Source organism: Francisella sp. AG1, assembly GCF_057683165.1.
This window is the reverse complement of the sequence record NZ_CM173135.1, coordinates 1713452-1735162: the sequence shown is the minus strand read 5'-3', so window position 1 is coordinate 1735162 and position 21711 is coordinate 1713452. Positions and strand designations below refer to the sequence as shown.

Below are 21711 nucleotides of genomic sequence, written 5' to 3'. Positions count from 1 at the left end.
AGGAATACAATTTAATGTCACAAAAACTTAAACGTAGTTTACAAAGTCGTCATATGTCAATGATAGCATTAGGCGGTTGTATAGGCACGGGTTTATTTGTAGCACTTGGTGGAGCAATAGCAGATGCAGGACCTGGAGGAACAGTTCTTGCTTATGTGATTATTGCTATTATGGTGTATTTTTTGATGGCTAGCCTTGGTGAAATGTCGTCTCATAGTCCTGTTAGTGGAACTTTTTGTGAATATGCAACTCGTTATGTAGACCCTGCCTTGGGATTTAGTACAGGTTGGAGCTATTGGTTTAATTGGGCAATTACTGTTGCAACTGAAGTGATTGCTGCAGCATTAATTATGCAGTATTGGTTTCCAGGAAGCTCAATACTTATGTGGAGTGGTTTTTTCTTTGTGCTGGTATTTGCTTTAAATATATTTTCAGTAAGAGTGTATGGAGAAGTTGAGTATTGGTTATCTTTTATAAAAGTTTCAACAGTAATTATATTTATAGTTGTAGGTTTCTTATCAATACTTGGGATGGTTGGTAATCACACAAGTGTAGGCTTTCATAATTGGAATATTGGTGATGCTCCTTTTCATAATGGTTGGTGGGGTTTTATATCTGTATTTATGATTGCGGGTTTTTCTTTTCAAGGTAGTGAGTTGATAGGTGTAACAGCTGGTGAAGCAAAAGATCCTAGCACATCTATACCAAAAGCTATTAAGCAAACATTTTGGCGTTTGTTTATATTTTATATTTTAGCAGTTGTTATTATTAGTTTTTTAATTCCATATAATAATCCATCTTTAATAAAGGCTGGAGCAAATACGGATATTTCAGTCAGTCCTTTTACTATAGTTTTTGAAAACGTGGGTTTAAGTTCAGCTGCTACAATTATGAATGTAATAATTTTAACAGCAATAATATCTGCGTGTAATGCAAGTATGTATAGTGCAACTAGAATACTATGGCATTTAGGTAAGATTAGGCAAGCACCAAAAGTTTTTGCAACTACAAATTCAAATGGAACACCAATAATTGCTCTTTTAATAACTTGCTTAATCGGAAGTTCATTCTTTTTTGTGTCATTTGTTGGTAGTGGTCAAATATTTACATGGTTGGTTAATATTTCTAGCTTGGCTGGCTTTATAGCTTGGTTTACAATTGCTCTTAGTCATTATAGGTTTAGAAGGGCTTATATAAAACAAGGTAAAGATTTAAAAGATTTACCTTTTGTAGCTAAATTTTTTCCTTGGGCACCAATAATTGCTTTGACTTTAGTTAGTATAGTTATTGTAGGACAAGGAATAAATATTTTAACAGAAGATGGGAGAAGCTGGTCAAGTGTCATATTTGAATTCTTATCAACTTATGTGGGTTTTTTTGCCTTTGTAGTGTTATACTTTGTCTATAAATTTGTGAAAAAAACTAAACTAATAAAGTTAGAGGATTGTGATTTGACAATAAAGTCATAATTTATATTATTATGGATACTTTTTTTATTCAAGGAAGGGCTGGACTTATAGAAGCCGCCCACGATAAAGTGAAAAATGCTAATCAAGAAGTTACGGCGGTTATTTGTCACCCTCATCCATTATATGATGGTAGTATGCACAATAAGGTTGTTACTACTATTTCCAGGGCTGTAAAAACTTTTAATATTGAATCTTATAGGTTTAATTATAGAGGTGTTGGCCAAAGTCAGGGCGAATATGGTAAAGGTGAGGGAGAGTTAGAAGATTTGCTTTTTGTCTGTGATTGGATTAAGAAGAATACTTCTATAAAAAAAATAATCTTGTGTGGTTTCTCTTTTGGAGGCGCAATAGCGTATAAAGGGATTTCAACTTTAGATAATACGGTAACACTTATTACCGTAGCACCAGCAGTAGACAGATTTGATCTAAGTAATTCAGATGAACCAAAAGGCTTCCCGTGGCTTGTGGTGCAAGGTATAGATGATGATACAGTTAATCCATGTTCGGTTTTTGATTTCACCCTTAAAACAATTAGATCAGATTTAACTTTGGTTAAAATGGATCATGTTGGACATTTTTTCCATGGTAAATTAATACAGTTAAAAACTGTAATAGAAAATTTTTTAACACCTATAGTTGACAAACTTTAAAATAAAAAAGGATCATATAGAATGAACAGAAAAGTAGCACTTGAAGCAGTCAGAGTAACAGAGCTAGCAGCATTAGCATCTTGGAGTCAAATGGGAAGAGGTGATAAGATTGCAGCAGATCAAGCAGCTGTAGATGCGATGAGGAATGCTTTTAATGATGTTGATATAGATGGAACAGTTGTGATTGGAGAAGGTGAGCTTGATGAAGCGCCAATGCTTTATATTGGTGAAAAAGTTGGAACTGGTGGTTGTGAAGTCGATATAGCTTTAGATCCATTGGAAGGTACAACGATCACATCCAAAGGTGGAGCTAATGCTTTGACGGTACTAGCTATGGCTGATAAAGGTGGTTTTTTGAATGCACCTGATGTATATATGCAAAAAATAGCTGTTGGTGGTATCAATGCACCTAAGGGAATAGTAGATTTAGATGATTCTGTGACTGATAATCTAAAGAGGATTGCAGAATATAAAGGTGTCCATATGTCAGCTTTGGTTGTATGTACCATGGATAGACCAAGACATGAGAGCATTATTAAAGAGGCTCGTGAATGTGGTGCTAGAGTCATACTTATAGATGATGGTGATGTATCAGGTGTAATATCTACAGCAACAGAAGGTTCTGGTATAGATGTATTTATAGGAACAGGTGGTGCTCCAGAAGGAGTGCTAGCAGCGGCTGCACTTAAATGTTTAGGCGGACAAATGCAGGCAAGATTGGTGTTTCATAATGACGATGAAATTAAAAGAGCGCATAAATGGGGTATCACTGACTTAGACAGAAAGTATGACCTTGAAGATTTGGCATCAGGTGATGTGATATTTGCTGCAACAGGTGTAACAGATGGTAATATGTTAAAAGGTGTAAAAAGAATAAATAGCTCATGTAGAGGATCATTTGCAGTAACTCATAGCGTAGTTATGCGTTCTACTACTAAGACTGTCCGTCATATAACTGCCGAACATAGTTTTGATTTCAAAGAAGGTGTTGAAAAATTCATGTCTTAAATTAACAATAGTTAATTTTTCTAAATTAGTTAGTAATGTTTTGAGTTTAAAATTATTCTAGATATCATCAAGCTTTATTTCTATAAAAAAATAGGTTTTAAATAATTAGTGAAAAATCTAACATTATTAATATTCTTATTATGTCCAATTTTGGTTTTTAGTATGCAAAAATCAGATTTGAATATATTTAATGAAAATATGCAATCGGTCGTTGAACATGCTAGGTTGAAATATAAGTTACCTGCGGTATCAATAAGTGTACATATACCAGAAGAATCTTTTATTCACGATTATGTAAGTGGGAAATATTCACTTCTAAAACAACGTAAAATTACTACAAATACTTTATTTCAAATTGGTAGTATAACAAAAACATATATTGCTGTTTTAATATTAAAGCTAGTAGAGGATGGTAAATTATCCTTGAGCGATAAGTTAAATACTCTATTACCTAAATATAAGAAATGGAATGATATATCGGTAGAGAATTTACTTTATCATAATAGCGGAGTATTTAATTATATAGATGCTAATAATTTTTGGAAAAATTTTAAAGAACATCCAGAAAAAACCTGGAGCTTGGAAAAACTTGCTGATCTTGCCTATAAGTATCCAAATCAGTTTAAGCCAGAAAAAGGGTATCAATATACAAATACTGACTATATATTGTTAGGATTGATTATTGAGAAAGTCACACATGAAAATATTGGGAAAGTACTGGATGATTATTTATTAACTTCCAAGAACTATAATTTAACTAATATAGTTAATCTGATAATATTGTGCTAAAGACGTGAGTAATAGCATCAGATAAATTATCAAAAGAATTATTTACTTTTCTTAAAATTCTTTTAAAATTGGCCCAAATTTTTTCTATAGGATTTAAATCAGGAGAATAAGCAGGAAGGTATAGTATCTGTATATCAAACTTCTCTGCTATTTTAGCCAATTTAGGAGACTTATGAAAACTAGCATTATCCATAACAACAGTAGTCTTTGGAATTAACTCAGGACATAAATGCTCTTCAAACCACTGATTAAGAATTTGAGTATCTGTATATCCAGTATACTCTAGCGGTGCTATAATCTTCTTTTCTAAATAGTTATAACCAGCAACTATACTTTTTCTCTGAGTTTGATAAGCAATAACTTCACCATAGCTAGGTTTACCAACAAGAGACCATCCTCTTAGTACAGACTGTTTATTATCCATACCCATTTCATCTAAATATACAAGTTTGTTAGGTTCAATAGTCTCAACAACCTCTATAAAACTTTGCCTATCTTGTTCTTTTCTTTGCTTATATTTAGGTGTCTTTTTTTAAAACTAAAACCAAGTCTGGTAAGACAATCATAAAATGTGCTTCTAGGTATTTCAGGAGCTAATGCTTCTCTAATATCTAAAGCCATTGCATCTGGATATGTTCTTAAGTAGCTTTCTATCGCTTCCTTATCTGTAAAGGTTGCTACTCTACCGCAACCCAAGCCTTGCTTAGATTTATAATCACCAGTTGTCTCGTATAAGTTTATCCAAGATCTAGTAGTACGGATATCTATATTAAAAAAATTACTTAGCTCTTTGTCTGTTAGGCCTTCTTTATATTTAGTTATTACGATATCTCTGAAATCTTGGCTATATGATGACATTTTTTCTAAATATTATAACATTATTGTCAAATAACTATCGGATTAACTATACATATTATGTTCCATTAAATTATCCAAGTGATGTTTATTCGCATCTTGCTAGGGGTTATGATAATGAAGGTACGTTTGGATATAATAAAGATATAACAGATTATAGCTTGTCTTTTGCGGCTTCAGCAGGAGCTATGATTTCATCACCTAATGATGTTGTAAAGTTTTTATTACAGCTGTTTTCTGCAAAAATTTTTTCAAAAAAATTATTAGATAGGATGAAGATATTAGTCTTACCAAATGGTAAAAAAATTTTAAATATAAAAAAACTATCAACAGAAATAAATTCTTCAAAGAAATCCTGGACTCAACTAGGTCAGGGTATAGGTTTTGGACTGGTTTACTTTAAAACTATAGGTTTTGTATGGATGCATGCGGGAGGGGTTAATGGTTATCAATCTTTATATGGTTATAGCCCTTGTAATGGAGTTATAGTAGCTTTAGCTTATAGTAAGCAACCTAAAGATAAATATGTCTTTTTGAAGATATACGAGGAGGTGATGCAAAAAGTTAATTCATTAAAATATTCAAAAAATTTAATAAATAACTATAAAGTTAAGCTTAGTCATCCTAATTACTGTAAATATTAGTTTGAGATAATTATCTATTTAGAAGAGTTGAATTTAAAAGATAGTATAACTATATAGCAGCTAGAACCCAAAGTTTACCATATTAGCTTTAAAAAGCATTATGGAGATGATAGATTGTAACAATGAATTTTTAAAAAATACTACATAGATGAGTGAAATTACAGTACTTTGGATTACATTTATAATTTATATAGCAATTATTTTTGCTATAGGTTTATATTCTTTCTTTCAGACAAAAAAAGTCTCAGACTATATGCTCGGTGGACGTTCTTTAAGCGCACCTATTGCGGCTCTTGGCGCGGGAGCTTCAGATATGGGGTCATGGCTATTATTGGCTTTACCTGGAGCATTTATGGTATCTGGCTTAAATCAAATATGGTTGCCTCTTGGTTTAACAATAGGTGCTTTTTTGAATTGGGGAGTTATTGCTAAAAGATTAAGAATATATACAGAAATAGCTAAAGACTCTATTACAATCCCTGCTTATTTTGAAAATAGATTTCATGATAATACGGGGTTGGTTAGATCAGTTACAGCAATAGTTGTAGTTATTTTTTTTACTATATATACAGGTGCAGGATTTGTTTCTGGAGGTGTACTATTTAGTTCTATGTTCGGTATTTCTTATCATGAGGCATTGTTACTGACAGCCTCAATTATTTTTATATATACATGTGTAGGAGGTTTTTTAGCAATTTCGTGGATTGATTTTTTTCAGGGAACGTTGATGTTATTAGCACTACTATTAGTTCCTACTGTTGTATATCTGAATTTTGGCCATGCAGATGTGGTAGGAGCATTATCAAATGTTGATATTAAAGGTTTTTATGATATCACAGCAGGAGTGCCTTTAATAACTATAGTGTCTCTATTAGCTTGGGGATTGGGGTATTTTGGTCAGCCGCATATTATAGTTAGGTTTATGGCTATTAAAGATCCAAATAAAACTCCTAAAGCGATGTGGATTTGTATGATCTGGATGATATTAGCTTTAATCGGAGCTGCATGCGTTGGAATCTTGGGCGCAGCATATTATCAAGATGGGATAATAAATCCAGAATCAATATTCTTAAAATTATCAGCAGTATTTTTTAATCCTTGGATAGAGGGTGTTTTATTAGCAGCAGTATTGTCAGCTGTTATGAGTACATCATCAGCACAACTCTTATCATTATCTAGTGCTTTTTCAGTAGATGTGTATACTAAGTTTTTTAGAAAAAATGCTTCTCATAAAGAACTTTTAGCTATTAGTAGATTAACAGTGCTTGTGGTTACAATTCTTGCAGTGTTTTTATCATATAATCCAAATACAAGTATCTTGAGTTTGGTTGGACATGCTTGGGCAGGTTTAGGTAGCTCATTTGGAGCTGTTGTAATTTTTTCTTTATTCTGGTCAAGGATGAATAAAACAGGGGCTTTAGCAGGTATAATTGTTGGTTCAGTTATTGTATTGGTATGGCCATTATTTGTACCTCTTGGTGGCTGGTTCAAGGTTTATGCAATGGTACCAGGCTTTGCTTTGAGCAGCTTATCTATAATAGTTTTTAGCCTATTTACAGCAGCTCCAGAAGAATCAATTAGAGCAGAGTACAATAAGTATAAACAAGAATTAAGTTAATAATATTTATTGTTACTAAGAATTTTTTACAGTAAACTCTCAATCATTTGATTTTATATTCATTATGAAGAAACTATTAACTTTTTTATTGATCATAATATTTTTATATAGCCTTTCATTCGTTGAAGAATTTTATGCTGGGCTGATTTTATTGTTGTTACTACTTAGTTTTATTATATTTCTATATATAACTTCAAAAGATAAGAGATTAGACTTTATTAGTGTTTTGTATGTAGTGTTAAGCTTTGCTTTTGTTATTTATGTTTCTCAAACTTTTTTTGTTGCAAACTATAGCATTCATCCATTTGCATCGTTGCTGATGTTAAGTGTTCTTTTGCCGACATTTTTCTTGTTGGGTTATAGGATAGTTTTGAGTATTCATTGTTTTGTAGATAGTTTTTTTGCTGTTGATAGTGAATTTATGGAGATTGATGAAAGTCAGAGTTGCTCTATAGTTATAACTACTAGAAATGAGCCTTTTGAAGTTTGTAAGCTAACGTTTGATTCAGCCTATGCTTTAGATTATGATGTTACAAAAAAAGAAATAATCGTGGTTGATAATAGTAACTTAACACATAAAGATTTTGATAGGTGGCAAAATTACGTTTCTGAACATAATATGAGAAATGGATTTAGTTGTAAATTCATTCACAGAGATGGTGTTGAAGGATTTAAACCTCGCAATCTTGATATTGCTATGGATAATATAAGCTTTGATCATGTTTTGTTTTTAGATGCAGATTCAACCTTGCCAATAAATGCTTTGAAGGTGGGTTTAGCAGAGTTCAAAAAAAATAATAGGTTAGGTTTTGTAAGTTTTTTGATAGAGAGTACAAATTATAATGTAAATTTAGTCACTAAAGTTGCTAGTATTTTTCAAAATACAATTCGCTATTTCAATGAGTTTGTTGGTAAACGTGGTTATTGTAATTATCAGGGTCATAATGGAATATGGAGTAAACAAGCATTAACTGCGACATCAAAGTGGGAGGAATATTATAAGTCTCAAGTAATGGTAACCGAAGATATTGCTGCAGGGTTTCGTTGTTATGAGGCAGGTTTTACTAGCAAGCCAGTTTTTCTTAAGACTGGTGAATGGGTTCCAACTTCTTTAAAGGAATTTGAGAAGATGTGGTTGAGGTGGTCTTTTGGTGGGATGCAGGTTATGCATAAGTATATGGCTAATATAGTAGCTTCACAAAATCTAAAATTTAGAGTGAAGCTAGATATGCTTTATCTGTTGTTTAAAGTGGTAGCCTCTGGTTTCCCAATATTTGCCTTATTACTTGTACTTTTTCCAAAAAATGATTCTGGTTTTGTATTTATAGTTAACTTATCACTTATTCCACTATTTATCTTAAGCTTTTGGTATTATCTATATGGGAACATACAAGGAAATATTTTAAGTAAAATTTTTCAGATATATGTGGCAATGTTTATGTTGTCATCATTTGTTTTTTGGTGTGGAATAAAGGCAGAAATAAGTTATTATATGAATAGGTCACAAGGGTGGAAACCTACTAGTAAGTCTTTTGATCGAGCTGAAAGCTGGCTAGAAATTATTTATGCTAATTCAGTTAAACTGAGTTTTTCTATATTTGGGTTGGTAATTGCTATTATTTCTACTTGCAGGTTTTATTCTGAGACTGATTATTATATGTATTTATTGTGTATGCTACCAAGCGTACTACTTTTTTTAAATACTATACTGTGTGTGGTTGTATTGGGGAGGCCGAAAGTAAAGTAATAAAATGACAGGATACGATAATATATTTTATTTGGTAATAGCATTTAGTTTTGTGTTATTGAATGCATTTTTTGTAATGGCAGAGTTTTCTTTAGTAAAACTTAGAAGTTCGCAAGCTAGTGTTTTGAATAAGAAAAAAGGTATACAAGGTAGAATCTTGTACAAAGTTCATAGCAAATTAGATATATATCTTTCTGCTTGCCAGTTAGGCATTACATTGGCATCACTAGGCCTAGGGTGGGTGGGTGAGCCGGCATTTTCTGAATTGTTAGAGCCATTTTTTGTATATTTAGGGATTGGTTCACTTAAACTTTCTCAGTTTATTGCTTTTGCGACAGGTTTTGCAATTATATCGTTTTTACATATAGTTATTGGTGAGCTTATGCCAAAATCAATGGCCATAAGACAAACCGAAAGGTTATCGTTGTTAACTTGTATTCCCTTATATACTTTTTATTGGGTAATGTTTCCTTTTATATGGATATTGAATACTACAGCTAATATGCTATTAAATCTTTTTGGGCTTGATGCTAAGACTGAAGCTGAATATAGCTATACTGCTGATGAAATAAAAATTATTCTTAAAAGTAGCCATTTTAAAAAGCCTCTAACAGAAGAACATCGAGATATTTTATTAAGAATGGTTGAATTTTCCCATTTGCAAGCTGTTGATGCAATGCGACCTATAAAAGATATGGTGTTAATAGATTATAATTTGACAAGTCAAGAGAAGCTTGAGGTGGTTAAGAAAAACCTATATACAAGATATCCAGTCTATCAACGGAACGAAAAAAATATAATAGGTGTTATACATACTAAAGATATTCTATGTGCATTAGGCAATGACTCACAAAAAGAAAATCTAAGGCCAATATTGAAAGTATCTCATCATGATCAGTTAATTGATGTTTTGAAGAAGTTTCAGCAAGGTAAACCTCACTTTGCATTAGTCTATAAAAATAATAAACCATTTGGATTTATTACCTTAGATAATCTATTGACAATTTTGATTGGAAGAATTTCTGATGAGTTTCATTTGGTTAAAGAGCCATGGATTACTTTGGCTGAAAATAAATTTTTGATAAAAGCAGATGCTCCTGTGTATGCGATTGAAAGATTAGCAGGAGTAGATCTTTCTGAATATCCGGTTGATACAGTTGTAGATTTATTACAAAATGTACAGCAAGAGGATATCTCTATAAGTAGTTTCTGGGATCAACCTAAATTCATAGTTAAAATTTCTGAAATGGAAGGTAATCTTCTAAAAGAGGTTATTTTAGAGTTAAAAGATCCAATAGAAATGTAAAAGTTTTTATAGAAAGATGATTTTGGGGGAAATACATGTTAAGATATATTAAAGTTTTATTAATAATATGTTGAGTAGTGCTATTTGGATCTGTATGCATTAATAAACAAAAAGGATTATCTTTAATTGAAAGCATAGCTTCCTCAGCTTTAATTTTGTTTGTATTATCCTCAGCTTTTTTAGTAATAAATTCGATAATCTCAACATCAATAGTAACTAATAAAAAAGTTTTATTAGCAGAGCAATTAGATAAAAAAATTAATCAATATATACTAACAGGTAGGTTTAATAACTCAACTATTGATAGTAATCATTTTTTTCAGCTTCCGCCTTCTAGTTTGAAATTGGTTAAGTTTGTAGCTGAAGATATAGATTTTAATATTAAAATATCTAAAGAAGTAATTAAATATGGCAGCAAATTTAACTAAGAAATTTGGTAAAGGAATTACTTTTGTAGAGCTTTTAGTAGCAATTAGTATCTCAATTATTGTTATAACTATAGCTATAAATATATATATATCATTTAAAAAAAATTATATAAACGCTAAATCAAAAGCTGAAATAGATATTAAAGAGCTAACAGCTAAAAAAATATTTTATGATGCTATTGTTAATGCTGGCCTTTCTTGTAAATATGGCTCTAAAAATCAGTCCTATACTAATAGGACAGGTGATAATTCTTTAGGTTTTGATTTTCTTTATAATAATTCTTCTATTCGGGTTGGTAATATATCCTTTATTACTAGTTATCTACAAGATTCTTTAGGTAATTCTCAGGGTATTCTATATCAGTCAAATACAGACTATATTATGGTAAAAGCTGAGCAATCATTTACAGATTTAGCTTCCAAATTGATTAACTTGAATTTAAGCTTAGAAAAACCTCAGCAATGGAATGTGGGAGATTACCTTGCTTTATGTAATAATGATAATATAGATATAGTAAAGCTAGCAGGTATTAATAAAAATAATAAGCAAATTCATTTAGCTATTGCGCCATCTAGTGAATATTATAAATCAGATTATATAGGCAAATATAGTGTACAGATATTTTATATAGCAGCTAAGTATAATCCTTATAATTCAAGTAAATTAAGCTACTCGCTATATATGTATTTGAAAGATGGTTCGAGAAAAGGGGTTTCGTATCCACTTATAAAAGGAGTTTCTGATTTGAAAATAAACTATTCAGTATTGAATAGAAAAAACCTTTCTTGGAGAAAAATATTTAAAAATATAGATTTGGATGATACTAATGGTAAAGCTATAAAGATATCATTTAAAATTAAAAATAAATATTTTGAGAAAATAATTTTGTTGTGATGAGGGTATAGTTTGAGAAATTTAATTAAAATAACAGGATCATCATTATTATCAGCAATGATATTTGGTTTTGTAATTTTAGTAACAGTTTCAAGCCTTATCTATGTAGTTAGATATAATTTGCTTAGTATTAAAAGCTTAGCTAATCAAGAAGCTATATCAACATTTGAGCAGCAGTATATTCAAAGTATAACTAAAAAAGATCATATTAAAGCAGGAAAAAGTAATTTAGGTAATTATGTTATTGAAAATACTTTACAGAGTAGACAACCTATATTCTCGCATAAAAATATAGATATTTCTTTATATCATGGTGAGCCAACTGCAATAAGCTCAGACATTATTCATAAATTGTTTTATAAAGATAACCTTAAGATAACTAAGCAGATTTTTTATAAAAGCTTACCAAGAGGCTCTATGATTAATTATGATTCAGCTTTTGTGCCTATTAATATTCCATATGTTAATGTTGATAGAATGAATAACTTACAGAAGCATTACCATTTAAATAAGCAGGGAGATATTGGTGATAAAAGTAAAGGTTATATAGGTTTTATTGAAAAGCAATATAATTGGTTTGTGATTTCAGTAAATAATAATGTTCAAGTAATCAGTTTAAAAAAAATGCAGCTATCAGATGACTACCAAATTAATATAGGTTGGGATCTTCATAAGGGAAATTGGCAAATGCTAATAGCGATATATGATAATAAGCATTTATATATTTATAAAACCAAACTTGATGATTTAACAAATCATTTTGATAAAGCAGTATTGGACTTATCAACACCTTTTAAAATTGTAGATGGCCCAGTAGGAATTGCCGCTGTTAGCTGGGAATATCTTAAGGATAATGTTGAACCAAGTTTAGCTGTATTATCGATACGTTATGGTGAGGATGGTGATGCTGGAGCTATAGTTGGAGATATTGAGTTTGATAAAACAAAAGATGCTTATATTACATCGATTAGAGATATTATCAATAATTTAGGGGAAATAAAAAAGAGTAATGTTTATGTGATTGCTTTAGATCCTTTTTTTACTTTAGCAAGTAGCTCTTTGTATGTGTTTGTTGGAGATAGGTTGGTGGTTTATAAGTTTGATAGTGCTTATAAGATTAAAAAAAATACTGTGATCTTAGGGGATGTAATTAAAAACCCTCCAGTAATAGCTAAAAAAGATAGTTATAGTAACTATCTTTTGATTTATGATAAAAATAGCTACTATCAATATATTTACACTAGAGATAGTAATGTTTTTAATGCTTTAAAACCTGTTATATATCCTGAACAAAACATCCAAAATATAATAGTTAAATACGGTTTGAAATATATAGTCACAAAGAAGGATATTTATATCGATGATTTTCAAAATAACCAGCTTAAAAGTATTTCAATATAGGTGTTGCTATGTGTAAGAAGCTTAGCATTTTTTTTTTATTAGGTTTATGTATACTCAAACTTTATGCTAATGATTGTGAACTTATTAATTTTAATGCTGGTTATCATGGTTTACTTAAATTTGTATGTCATCAGGATATATCACTACAAGATAATAAACTCATTTTTTATATAGTGGGTAAAAATGTCAAAATTGAAAAAATTAATGTTAATGGTGGAAAGATTGATTATGATATGGATAAAATCTCAAAGAACATTAACCAAGTTACGTTAAATATTTCAACAGAATCTTTATTTATAGATTTGGATTTTATAGCTTATGAAAATCAGCCTATTAAATTATTTATAGAGCCAGAGAAAAAAAGTAATTTAGATTATAAGATTCTTTTTGGAGGAGTTGTAAAAAATTCTTATAATAATAAAGTAAATAAAAATAATAATTTACAGTTTCATAGAAATAATTTGGGAGAATTTTTTGTATTTAAAAATGGATTAGAGTGTTTTATTAATGAATCTTGTAAAGATAAAGTCAAAATCTCTAATAATTGTGGTTCTCAACAGTGCAATAAAATAAACCAAAAATTAAGTTTATATAAGGGTTTTGGGATCATTAACCAAAGATTCATATAACTGTAGATTAAGGTTAAAGGTAATGCAAGTCTTTTTATGATAAAATTATTGTGTGAGGGAGAGTTTATATGATGGAAGCTTGAGAGGTAAAGGGAAATAGATCTGATGAGAGCGAGTAATGAGAAGGGTTTTACAATAATAGAGGTTCTTGTAGCTTCGATGTTAGCTATGTTCTTATTGATTGCTGCTTTTTACACTCTAGGAAATATAATATCAAAAGCAATCTTGCTGGAGAAGAAAGTTGAATTAGTTGATGAGTTGGATAGGCGAGTTGATGAGTTTATGTTAACAGGAACTTTTGATGAAACAGCTATGGGTGAGATTATTTTCTCTAAGGTTGCCTCAGGAAGTAATATTCAAGAATTTACAGCATCTAATGAAAATTTTTCATTAGAAGTAATAAAAAGAGCATATACTGCTAGTACCGATATAATCAGTCAACAGCTTGGAGCATATATGCAAAGAGCCAATGAGATTTATATTGCAGCAGGCGCAACGATGATAGATGAGACATCAGGACTTATTGCAGAGATTGATGTTGCAAGGGCAGATTTGTTGTCTGAGAGTACAGCTAAATGGTCATCAAATACTGGTGTGTTGCTTAACTTGGGGTCCACACAAATAGTTACGGCAACCCCTCTAGATGATCCTCCATTTGGACCAGGCGCTTATATAACTGTTGCACCATTTACAAGTAACGATATAACTTCAGAAGGTGTTGTTTGGAGATGTACAGCTTATGGTTTTGATAATGAGCTGCTTCCATCTTGGTGTGTGTTATAAGCTTTAAAGTAGGTAGTACAAAATGCAATTGATATGTAGAAATAAAAGAAAAAACTCGGGACTTACCATGGTAGAAGTTTTAGTCTCGACTTTGATAGCTGTAATGACGGTTTCTGCCTTAATAAGTATTTATGTATCAGTGAAAAATAGTTATAACAATTATAAAGATAAAACAACATCGGAGTCTAAAGAATTATTAGTTAAAAACGTATTTTATGATTTTGTCAAAGATATTGGATTTGCATGTAAATTTGGGTATTCTGGACAGACTTATTATGATAGAACTTCTGACTCTCTTGATAGTTTTTTTTATAGCCCTTCAATGATACGTATAGGAGAGTTACCTTTAACAACTTCTGATCAGCTCCCCGAAACCTTAGAAGATGGATGTTCAGGAGAATGCTATCAAACGGGGACAGATTATATTATGGTTAAGAAAGAGCTAAGCCATACTTCTTTTGCTGAGATAAATGCTCTTAGCTCAACTATGAATGTTAATTCTGTAGGTGATATAGCGACGGGGGATTACTTATTTTTGTGTAATAAGAAATATATCAACTTGGCTAAAGCATCGACTGTAGACACAGATACAAATATTATAGAGCTATCGCAAGCTCCTTTAGGAGCTGCCTATTATCCAGGTGATTATATCGGAAAATATTCTTTTGAAATACTCTATATTAGAGATACAGGACAGCAAGATAGTGAGGGACAAACCATATATTCTCTATATGTATATATTAAGGATAATAATGCTGCTGGTAAATCTTATGAGTTAGTGAGGGGAGTAGATAATCTTCAGCTGGAATATGCAACAGTTGATAATAATGTAATAACGTGGAACGCCATTACATCTGATATAGATATAGATAGTTCTGGTTATCCAGCAGTCAAGGCCTCTTTTGAAGTTGGAGGACAAACATTTAGTAAGGTTATTAATTTATAGGCTTTTGGAGTGGTATGATAAAGAAAATAAAGGGATCTTCATTACTAGCAGCATTAATGTTTGCGTTTGTCTTGATGGTAATAATATCTGCACTTGCTTATAATTTTAGAATGGATTCGCTTGCTATTAGTACATTAGTTGATGAAAAGCAAAATATAAATTTAGACGAAGGTCATTTTGCTAACATTATAGGAGAAGTTGATTTATCTGAGACTACAAGTGAAGATATTGGAGATTTTAGATTTACAACTACACCAAACTCAATTGCTCCAGGATTTGAGTATGATAATACTAATGCTGAATTATATAATGCTGATCCTTATTTAATAAGTTTTAATGTTAAACATGAGTTTTATGATAATGGAATACTGAAATATATACGAAATTTTATTTATAACACATTACCAAGTAGCAGGTTTACTCAGCATAGTGAAGATGTTTTTCCTTTAAATATACCTTATGCAAACACTGATGCTATGACAGGTAATTTATCAAGCTATAGATTAAGCTCAGAAGAAAAAATATTAGATAAAGAACAAGGTTATCTAGGTTATATAGAAAAAGAAGATAGCTCTTTAGATGTACATACGAGTAGTTTAAATTCAGCTATTAGTGTTCCAGATGACTTATAGTTAATCCGATAGTTATTTGACAATAATGTTATAATATTTAGAAAAAATGTCATCATATAGCCAAGATTTCAGAGATATCGTAATAACTAAATATAAAGAAGGCCTAACAGACAAAGAGCTAAGTAATTTTTTTAATATAGATATCCGTACTACTAGATCTTGGATAAACTTATACGAGACAACTGGTGATTATAAATCTAAGCAAGGCTTGGGTTGCGGTAGAGTAGCAACCTTTACAGATAAGGAAGCGATAGAAAGCTACTTAAGAACATATCCAGATGCAATGGCTTTAGATATTAGAGAAGCATTAGCTCCTGAAATACCTAGAAGCACATTTTATGATTGTCTTACCAGACTTGGTTTTAGTTTTAAAAAAAGACACCTAAATATAAGCAAAGAAAAGAACAAGATAGGCAAAGTTTTATAGAGGTTGTTGAGACTATTGAACCTAACAAACTTGTATATTTAGATGAAATGGGTATGGATAATAAACAGTCTGTACTAAGAGGATGGTCTCTTGTTGGTAAACCTAGCTATGGTGAAGTTATTGCTTATCAAACTCAGAGAAAAAGTATAGTTGCTGGTTATAACTATTTAGAAAAGAAGATTATAGCACCGCTAGAGTATACTGGATATACAGATACTCAAATTCTTAATCAGTGGTTTGAAGAGCATTTATGTCCTGAGTTAATTCCAAAGACTACTGTTGTTATGGATAATGCTAGTTTTCATAAGTCTCCTAAATTGGCTAAAATAGCAGAGAAGTTTGATATACAGATACTATACCTTCCTGCTTATTCTCCTGATTTAAATCCTATAGAAAAAATTTGGGCCAATTTTAAAAGAATTTTAAGAAAAGTAAATAATTCTTTTGATAATTTATCTGATGCTATTACTCACGTCTTTAGCACAATATTATCAGATTAACTATATCTACTAATTATAAACTTAATATTGGGTGGGACCTTAAGCAAGGCTATTGGAGTGTTTTTTTAGTTATTTATGATGATAATAAGGTTTATACCTCTTCAACAACGCTAAGAAATTTATTTGATAATATAGCACAAGCAGAGACTGATCTTTCTAACTGGCAGGCTGTAGTAGATTTGCCTGGTGGAAACGAGAGTTCAGATTATCCTACATATGTGGCTGGCACAGAGTATGAAAATGGAGATGTAGTTGCATCAGGTGAGAATTTGTATAGTTGTAAGATTGCTGGGTGGTGTTCAAGCTCAGCAGAGTGGGCATATGGTCCAGGAACTGGTTCAGCTTGGCAGTCAGCTTGGGATTTAGATGGTGCTATAGATGATGAGGATGGTGAAAGTTCAGATGGTAGTATAGTGCTTGCTAAATGGTTTAATAACTCTAATAATGAAGAACCAAAACTTTTGATTTTAAGAAAAACATCAAGATCCAGTAATTTTGATCTTGATGTTTATAAAACTGCTTATGATAGTATTAATAAGCTTTTTATTGCTTCATTGGCTGATACATATACAACAGGATTAGTAGACTTTGATGAATCAAATGTACATGTTGTGATACCAGATGCTTTATTTACTCTAGACTCAAGTGTCCCATTGATTTTTCAGGGCGCTAATATTTTTGATTTTAATGCTGAAGGGACATATTTGCTAGGTGATGGGACAGGATCAACTAGAGGGACATTAATAGAAGAGGTTGCAAATAAACCAGTTATAATAAAGAAAAATTCAACACAGTTATATATTGTATATTTTAATGGTAGTAGTTATTATAAATATTTGTATAGTTTTGGTGTGGCTGTGCCAACTTTAGTATCTTCACGCATTTTTTCAGGAGAGCAAATACAGAGTTTAATTGTTAAATTTGGAGCTTTATTCATTGTTACAGACAGTAATATTTATATGGAAAATATGTCTGATGGTTCGCTGATTAGCGTCATACCAGCTAGTGGATCAGAATATCAAATTTTTAGGGATGGTGAAGGACAAATATATGCTATAGCAGATGGTTTAAGCTGTACTATAAGCTCAAATTGTAGCGATGATTCTAGAGTTTATTTTGATTCTGGCTGTAGTGTTTATGGTGGATGTGATATTTTGGATGATTTTAATGACGTTAGTCCATATCTCAATATGGTTTATAAAAGTTTTGAGTTCTAATTTTTTTTCAAAAGATGGTAAAATTTAGCTATACTGGTAGCTTATAATATAAGATTTGATAAATGGATTTAGTGTTTGATGATTTTTTATAATTCCCTATCGGGTAAAAAAGAAAAATTTAAGCCTATACAGGCGAATAAAATTAAGATGTATGTTTGTGGTATCACTGTTTATGATGATTGTCATATTGGCCATGCTCGTACTTTCGTAGCTTTTGATGTTATTTATAGATACTTTAAATATCGTGATTTTGATGTCACAATGGTAAGAAATATCACGGATATTGATGACAAAATTATCAAAAGAGCAAATGAGAATGGTGAATCAACTACAGCGCTTGTTGATAGGAATATCAATGCTATGCATGATGTATTTGACAAATTAAATATCCTAAAACCTACTAAAGAACCAAGAGCGACAGAAACTATACCAGAAATGATAGCCATGATCCAAACTCTAGTTAATAAAGGCTATGCTTATCAAGGTAGTAATGGTGATGTTTTTTATCGTGTTACTAAATTCCAAGATTATGGTAAATTAAGTAAGCAAAATTTAGAGGCTTTACAGCAAGGTTCAAGAGTTGATGTTGTTGAAGAGAAAGAAAACCCTATGGATTTTGTACTTTGGAAAATGGCAAAAGAAAGAGAACCTGCTTGGGATTCACCATGGGGCTCTGGACGTCCTGGCTGGCATATTGAATGCTCAGCAATGTCAAAGAAACTTTTAGGTGATAACTTTGATATTCATGCTGGAGGGTCTGATCTTAGATTTCCACATCATGAGAATGAAATTGCTCAATCTGAAGCGTGTAATGAATGTACATTTGCTAATTATTGGTTGCATTCAGGTATGGTGAAGGTTGATGCTGAGAAAATGTCAAAATCTTTAAACAATTTTTTTACAATAGTTGATGTTTTGGAAGAGTATCATCCAGAAGTTATTAGATATTTCTTAGCATCTACTGTATATAGAAGTGAGATTAATTATTCAAAAGAAAATCTTGATAATGCAAAAGCTTCTTTAGAGAGATTATTTAATGCTCTAAGGGATATAGAGCCTATCGAAGTTAATCTGCCAGATGATGCTGATGAGTATGAAAATAAGTTTATAAAGGCTATGGATAACGATTTTAATACTCCAGAGGCCTTGGCTGTAATATTTGCTTTAGCAAAAGAAATAAACACTCTAAAAACCACAAATAGATATAAAGCTAGCGGTTATGCTTTTTTACTGCGAAAGCTTTGTGATGTTTTAGGTATTTTATTTACAGATATTGAAGATTACTTTAAGCAAGTTAGAGGGGTGAATACTGGTGAGATTGAGAGGTTGATTGTAGAGCGCTCTAAAGCTAAAGAAGCTAGAAATTATGCTAAGGCTGATGAGATAAGAAATCAGTTACAACAGCAGGGAATAATATTAGAAGATAGTGCAACTGGCACTACATGGAAAAAAGGTTAATAAACTAAATGTATAGTCAAGAAAAACAACAAGACATTATAAATAATTTACACTCTATCATGGATTACATTCGTTGGTCAATTTCTGAGATGACAGAGAATCAATCATATTTTGGACATGGATCGGATTCGATTTGGGATGAGGCTATACACCTTGTTCTTAGTGCGATTAATATTTCTCATGATATAGATAGTAATATGGTAAATTCGCGATTATTAACCCAAGAGAAAAAACAAATAATCGAATTTGTCTATCAAAGAGCCTATGAGCGTAAACCTCTGCCTTATATTCTTAAAAAAGCTTGGTTTGCTGGTATGGAGTTTGATATTGATGAGAGAGTTATTATACCTCGTTCTCCAATAGCTGAGCTTATTAGAAATGATTTTTCTCCATGGATTGGAGATATTGAAGATGTTAAAAATGTCTTGGATTTGTGTACTGGTAGTGGATGTATTGGCATAGCTTGTAGTAGCGTTTTTGAAAATGCGAAAATATCTTTGGTAGATATCTCTGATGATGCATTAACAATTGCAAACCATAATGTAAAAAAACATCAATTAGTAGATAGTATTAAAGTAGTGAAGTCTGATTTATTTAATAATTTGAAAGATCAGAAATTTGACTTGATAATTTCAAATCCTCCTTATGTAGATAAAAAAGATTTTGAGAGTATGCCAAAAGAGTATCATTATGAACCAAAGCTTGCTTTAGAAGCAGGGAGTGATGGTTTAGATTTGGCTAAAAGAATTATACTCGAAGCAGACCAGTATATGACTGAGAAAGGTGTACTAATTGTAGAAGTCGGTAATAGTCAATATGCTTTGATGGAGATGTGTCCAGATGTCCCATTTACTTGGTTAAGTTTTAGTGAAGGAGGGGATGGAGTATTTTTACTTACGTATGCTGAGTTAATTAAGTATAAAGATTTATTTAAACAGTATTTAAAAGAGTAATATTAAGCCAATATATAACAATAGTTTAATTTGTTAAAACACTAAATTATTAAGCAAAAGATGTTATTTATTTATGATACGGGTGATTTTCTAAAATAGTATAGGCTCTATAGAGTTGCTCAGCTATTATTATGCGTACAATAGGGTGAGGAAAAGTCATCTTGGATATTGAGATTTTATCTTTAGCAATAGCTTTGATACTGCTATCTATACCATCTGGCCCGCCTATCAAAATAACTATATTAGGATTGTTAAGCTTCCAGCTTTGCATTTTAGCAGCAAGCTCTTCGGTAGAGATAATTTTAGATTTGACATCTAATATAACTAGATAATCATTTTGATTTAACTTGTTAAGAATAGCTTTAGCTTCTTGCTCCATCCATACATTTGGATTTCCAGTTTTGGTGCGTTTAGCTATGGGAATCTCAATTAACTCTAATTGAATAGCTTTCCCGAGTCTTTTTTGATATTCATCAAAACCACTACTAACCCATTTAGGCGGTTTTTCTCCTAGGGAGAATATTTTAATTTTCATTTTCTATCTCGTAAAACATAATAGATTTTCTTTAGAGAAATCGGGGTTGAACTTATAGCCTAGAGTATCAAAATTTTTAATATCACTAATACTCTCGATTTCATTATTAAGGATGTATCTGGTCATTAATCCACGTGCTCTTTTAGCATGAATACCTATAGTTTTGTACGTACCATTTTTATTTTCTTTGAAATCTATGTCTAGCCATTTAGCATTTAAACATGGTTTATTAATTGCTTGGGAATATTCATTTGATGCCAGGTTTATTAGAATTTTATTTTGATGTTTAGACAATGCACTATTTAGTTGAGATGTGATTTTATCTTGCCAGTATTTATAAAGAATTTGATTATTTATTTTTATTTTTGTACCCATCTCTAGTCTGTAAGCTTGGATTAGATCGAGAGGTCTAATCAGACCATATAACCCAGATAGCATAAATAAATGGTGCTGAGAGTACTCAATTGTTTTGATATCTAAACTTTGAGCATCTAAGCCTTTATAAACATCACCACTAAATGTAAAAATAGCAGCTTTAGCATTTGTACTATTATAATCGTTAGGGTCAAAACTAGTGTGTTTATCAAATACTTCCTGAGCTAATTTTGGACTAATTTTCATTAGTTTTTCAATCTCATCTATTTCATAATGCTTAAGAGTTTTTATAAGCTGAGCAATTTGAGCTTTGAATATAGGCTGAGTAAAATCAAATGAAGTTTTGATAGGTTTAAAGTTTTGGCTTTTAGCTGGAGAGATTACAATAAGCATTTCTTTATTCTTAGATTACTTTTTAGATAATAATACCAATTTATATCCAATAA

Annotated in this window: 22 protein-coding genes; 19 read left to right on the top strand and 3 right to left on the bottom strand. The window is 31.1% G+C overall.

Annotated elements, in window-relative coordinates:
* Positions 1-14 precede the first annotated feature (14 nt).
* From ACR0PV_RS09015 to ACR0PV_RS09000, 4 genes are all read left to right on the top strand, one after another.
* Positions 15-1469, top strand: coding sequence for an amino acid permease (locus ACR0PV_RS09015; protein WP_488172760.1), 1455 nt, complete (start codon positions 15-17; stop codon positions 1467-1469).
* 11 nt (positions 1470-1480) lie between these two features.
* The gene (locus ACR0PV_RS09010) at positions 1481-2119 is read left to right on the top strand and encodes an alpha/beta hydrolase (protein ID WP_488172759.1); all 639 of its coding nucleotides are present in this window, start codon (positions 1481-1483) and stop codon (positions 2117-2119) included.
* Positions 2120-2140: 21 nt separating this feature from the next.
* Positions 2141-3127 (top strand): class II fructose-bisphosphatase, encoded by a 987-nt coding sequence (gene glpX, locus ACR0PV_RS09005; RefSeq protein ID WP_488172758.1) that lies wholly within the window; start codon positions 2141-2143, stop codon positions 3125-3127.
* Between the two features lie 162 nt (positions 3128-3289).
* Positions 3290-3916, top strand: coding sequence for a serine hydrolase domain-containing protein (locus tag ACR0PV_RS09000; RefSeq protein ID WP_488172757.1), 627 nt, complete (start codon positions 3290-3292; stop codon positions 3914-3916).
* On the opposite strand, the gene ACR0PV_RS08995 is transcribed toward ACR0PV_RS09000, so the two are convergent.
* Positions 3894-4774 (bottom strand): IS630 family transposase gene (locus ACR0PV_RS08995; RefSeq protein WP_488172178.1). Its coding sequence is split into 2 segments (ribosomal slippage): positions 3894-4450 and positions 4450-4774, totalling 882 coding nucleotides; the frame shifts between segments, so codons are not numbered across the junction. The genes ACR0PV_RS09000 and ACR0PV_RS08995 overlap by 23 nt on opposite strands.
* On the opposite strand from ACR0PV_RS08995, the gene ACR0PV_RS08990 reads away from it, so the two are divergent.
* The 15 genes from ACR0PV_RS08990 (at position 4765) to prmB (ending at position 20355) form a co-directional block, all read left to right on the top strand.
* Positions 4765-5415, top strand: a complete 651-nt coding sequence (locus tag ACR0PV_RS08990) for a serine hydrolase (protein WP_488172756.1) — start codon at positions 4765-4767, stop codon at positions 5413-5415. The genes ACR0PV_RS08995 and ACR0PV_RS08990 overlap by 10 nt on opposite strands.
* A 148-nt stretch (positions 5416-5563) precedes the next feature.
* The gene (putP, locus tag ACR0PV_RS08985; RefSeq protein WP_488172755.1) at positions 5564-7033 is read left to right on the top strand and encodes a sodium/proline symporter PutP; all 1470 of its coding nucleotides are present in this window, start codon (positions 5564-5566) and stop codon (positions 7031-7033) included.
* A gap of 64 nt (positions 7034-7097) precedes the next feature.
* Positions 7098-8780 (top strand): glycosyltransferase family 2 protein, encoded by a 1683-nt coding sequence (locus ACR0PV_RS08980; RefSeq protein WP_488172754.1) that lies wholly within the window; start codon positions 7098-7100, stop codon positions 8778-8780.
* Positions 8781-8784: 4 nt separating this feature from the next.
* Positions 8785-10086 (top strand): hemolysin family protein, encoded by a 1302-nt coding sequence (locus ACR0PV_RS08975; protein WP_488172753.1) that lies wholly within the window; start codon positions 8785-8787, stop codon positions 10084-10086.
* A 77-nt stretch (positions 10087-10163) separates the two neighbouring features.
* On the top strand, positions 10164-10514 hold the full coding sequence (locus tag ACR0PV_RS08970) for a hypothetical protein (RefSeq protein ID WP_488172752.1): 351 nt from the start codon (positions 10164-10166) through the stop codon (positions 10512-10514).
* Positions 10495-11409 carry a PilW family protein gene (locus ACR0PV_RS08965; protein ID WP_488172751.1) on the top strand — a complete coding sequence of 305 codons (915 nt, stop codon included), beginning with the start codon at positions 10495-10497 and terminating at the stop codon, positions 11407-11409. The genes ACR0PV_RS08970 and ACR0PV_RS08965 overlap by 20 nt, the downstream gene beginning before the upstream one ends.
* A 57-nt stretch (positions 11410-11466) precedes the next feature.
* Positions 11467-12810: a hypothetical protein gene (locus ACR0PV_RS08960; RefSeq protein ID WP_488173989.1), complete on the top strand. Its 1344-nt coding sequence runs from the start codon at positions 11467-11469 to the stop codon at positions 12808-12810.
* Positions 12811-12818: 8 nt separating this feature from the next.
* Positions 12819-13439, top strand: coding sequence for a hypothetical protein (locus ACR0PV_RS08955; RefSeq protein WP_488172750.1), 621 nt, complete (start codon positions 12819-12821; stop codon positions 13437-13439).
* Between the two features lie 105 nt (positions 13440-13544).
* A complete protein-coding gene (locus ACR0PV_RS08950) occupies positions 13545-14222 on the top strand; it encodes a PulJ/GspJ family protein (protein ID WP_488172749.1) in 678 nt (225 codons plus the stop codon).
* A 22-nt stretch (positions 14223-14244) separates the two neighbouring features.
* Complete coding sequence (locus tag ACR0PV_RS08945; RefSeq protein WP_488172748.1) at positions 14245-15168, top strand: PilW family protein; 924 nt, start codon at positions 14245-14247, stop codon at positions 15166-15168.
* Between the two features lie 14 nt (positions 15169-15182).
* Positions 15183-15800 carry a hypothetical protein gene (locus ACR0PV_RS08940; protein WP_488172747.1) on the top strand — a complete coding sequence of 206 codons (618 nt, stop codon included), beginning with the start codon at positions 15183-15185 and terminating at the stop codon, positions 15798-15800.
* 46 nt (positions 15801-15846) lie between these two features.
* A protein-coding gene (locus tag ACR0PV_RS08935; protein WP_488172178.1) for an IS630 family transposase occupies positions 15847-16727 on the top strand; the annotation gives its coding sequence in 2 pieces (ribosomal slippage) (positions 15847-16171 and positions 16171-16727; 882 coding nt in all).
* A 179-nt stretch (positions 16728-16906) separates the two neighbouring features.
* Positions 16907-17944, top strand: a complete 1038-nt coding sequence (locus ACR0PV_RS08930) for a hypothetical protein (RefSeq protein ID WP_488172746.1) — start codon at positions 16907-16909, stop codon at positions 17942-17944.
* 78 nt (positions 17945-18022) lie between these two features.
* A complete protein-coding gene (gene cysS / locus ACR0PV_RS08925) occupies positions 18023-19402 on the top strand; it encodes a cysteine--tRNA ligase (RefSeq protein ID WP_488172745.1) in 1380 nt (459 codons plus the stop codon).
* An 8-nt stretch (positions 19403-19410) separates the two neighbouring features.
* A complete protein-coding gene (gene prmB, locus ACR0PV_RS08920; protein ID WP_488172744.1) occupies positions 19411-20355 on the top strand; it encodes a 50S ribosomal protein L3 N(5)-glutamine methyltransferase in 945 nt (314 codons plus the stop codon).
* Between the two features lie 67 nt (positions 20356-20422).
* Here prmB and rlmH read toward each other — a convergent pair whose 3' ends face one another.
* On the bottom strand, positions 20423-20890 hold the full coding sequence (gene rlmH, locus ACR0PV_RS08915) for a 23S rRNA (pseudouridine(1915)-N(3))-methyltransferase RlmH (RefSeq protein ID WP_488172743.1): 468 nt from the start codon (positions 20888-20890) through the stop codon (positions 20423-20425).
* A gap of 3 nt (positions 20891-20893) precedes the next feature.
* Positions 20894-21658: a peroxide stress protein YaaA gene (gene yaaA / locus ACR0PV_RS08910; protein ID WP_488172742.1), complete on the bottom strand. Its 765-nt coding sequence runs from the start codon at positions 21656-21658 to the stop codon at positions 20894-20896.
* Positions 21659-21711 lie beyond the last annotated feature (53 nt).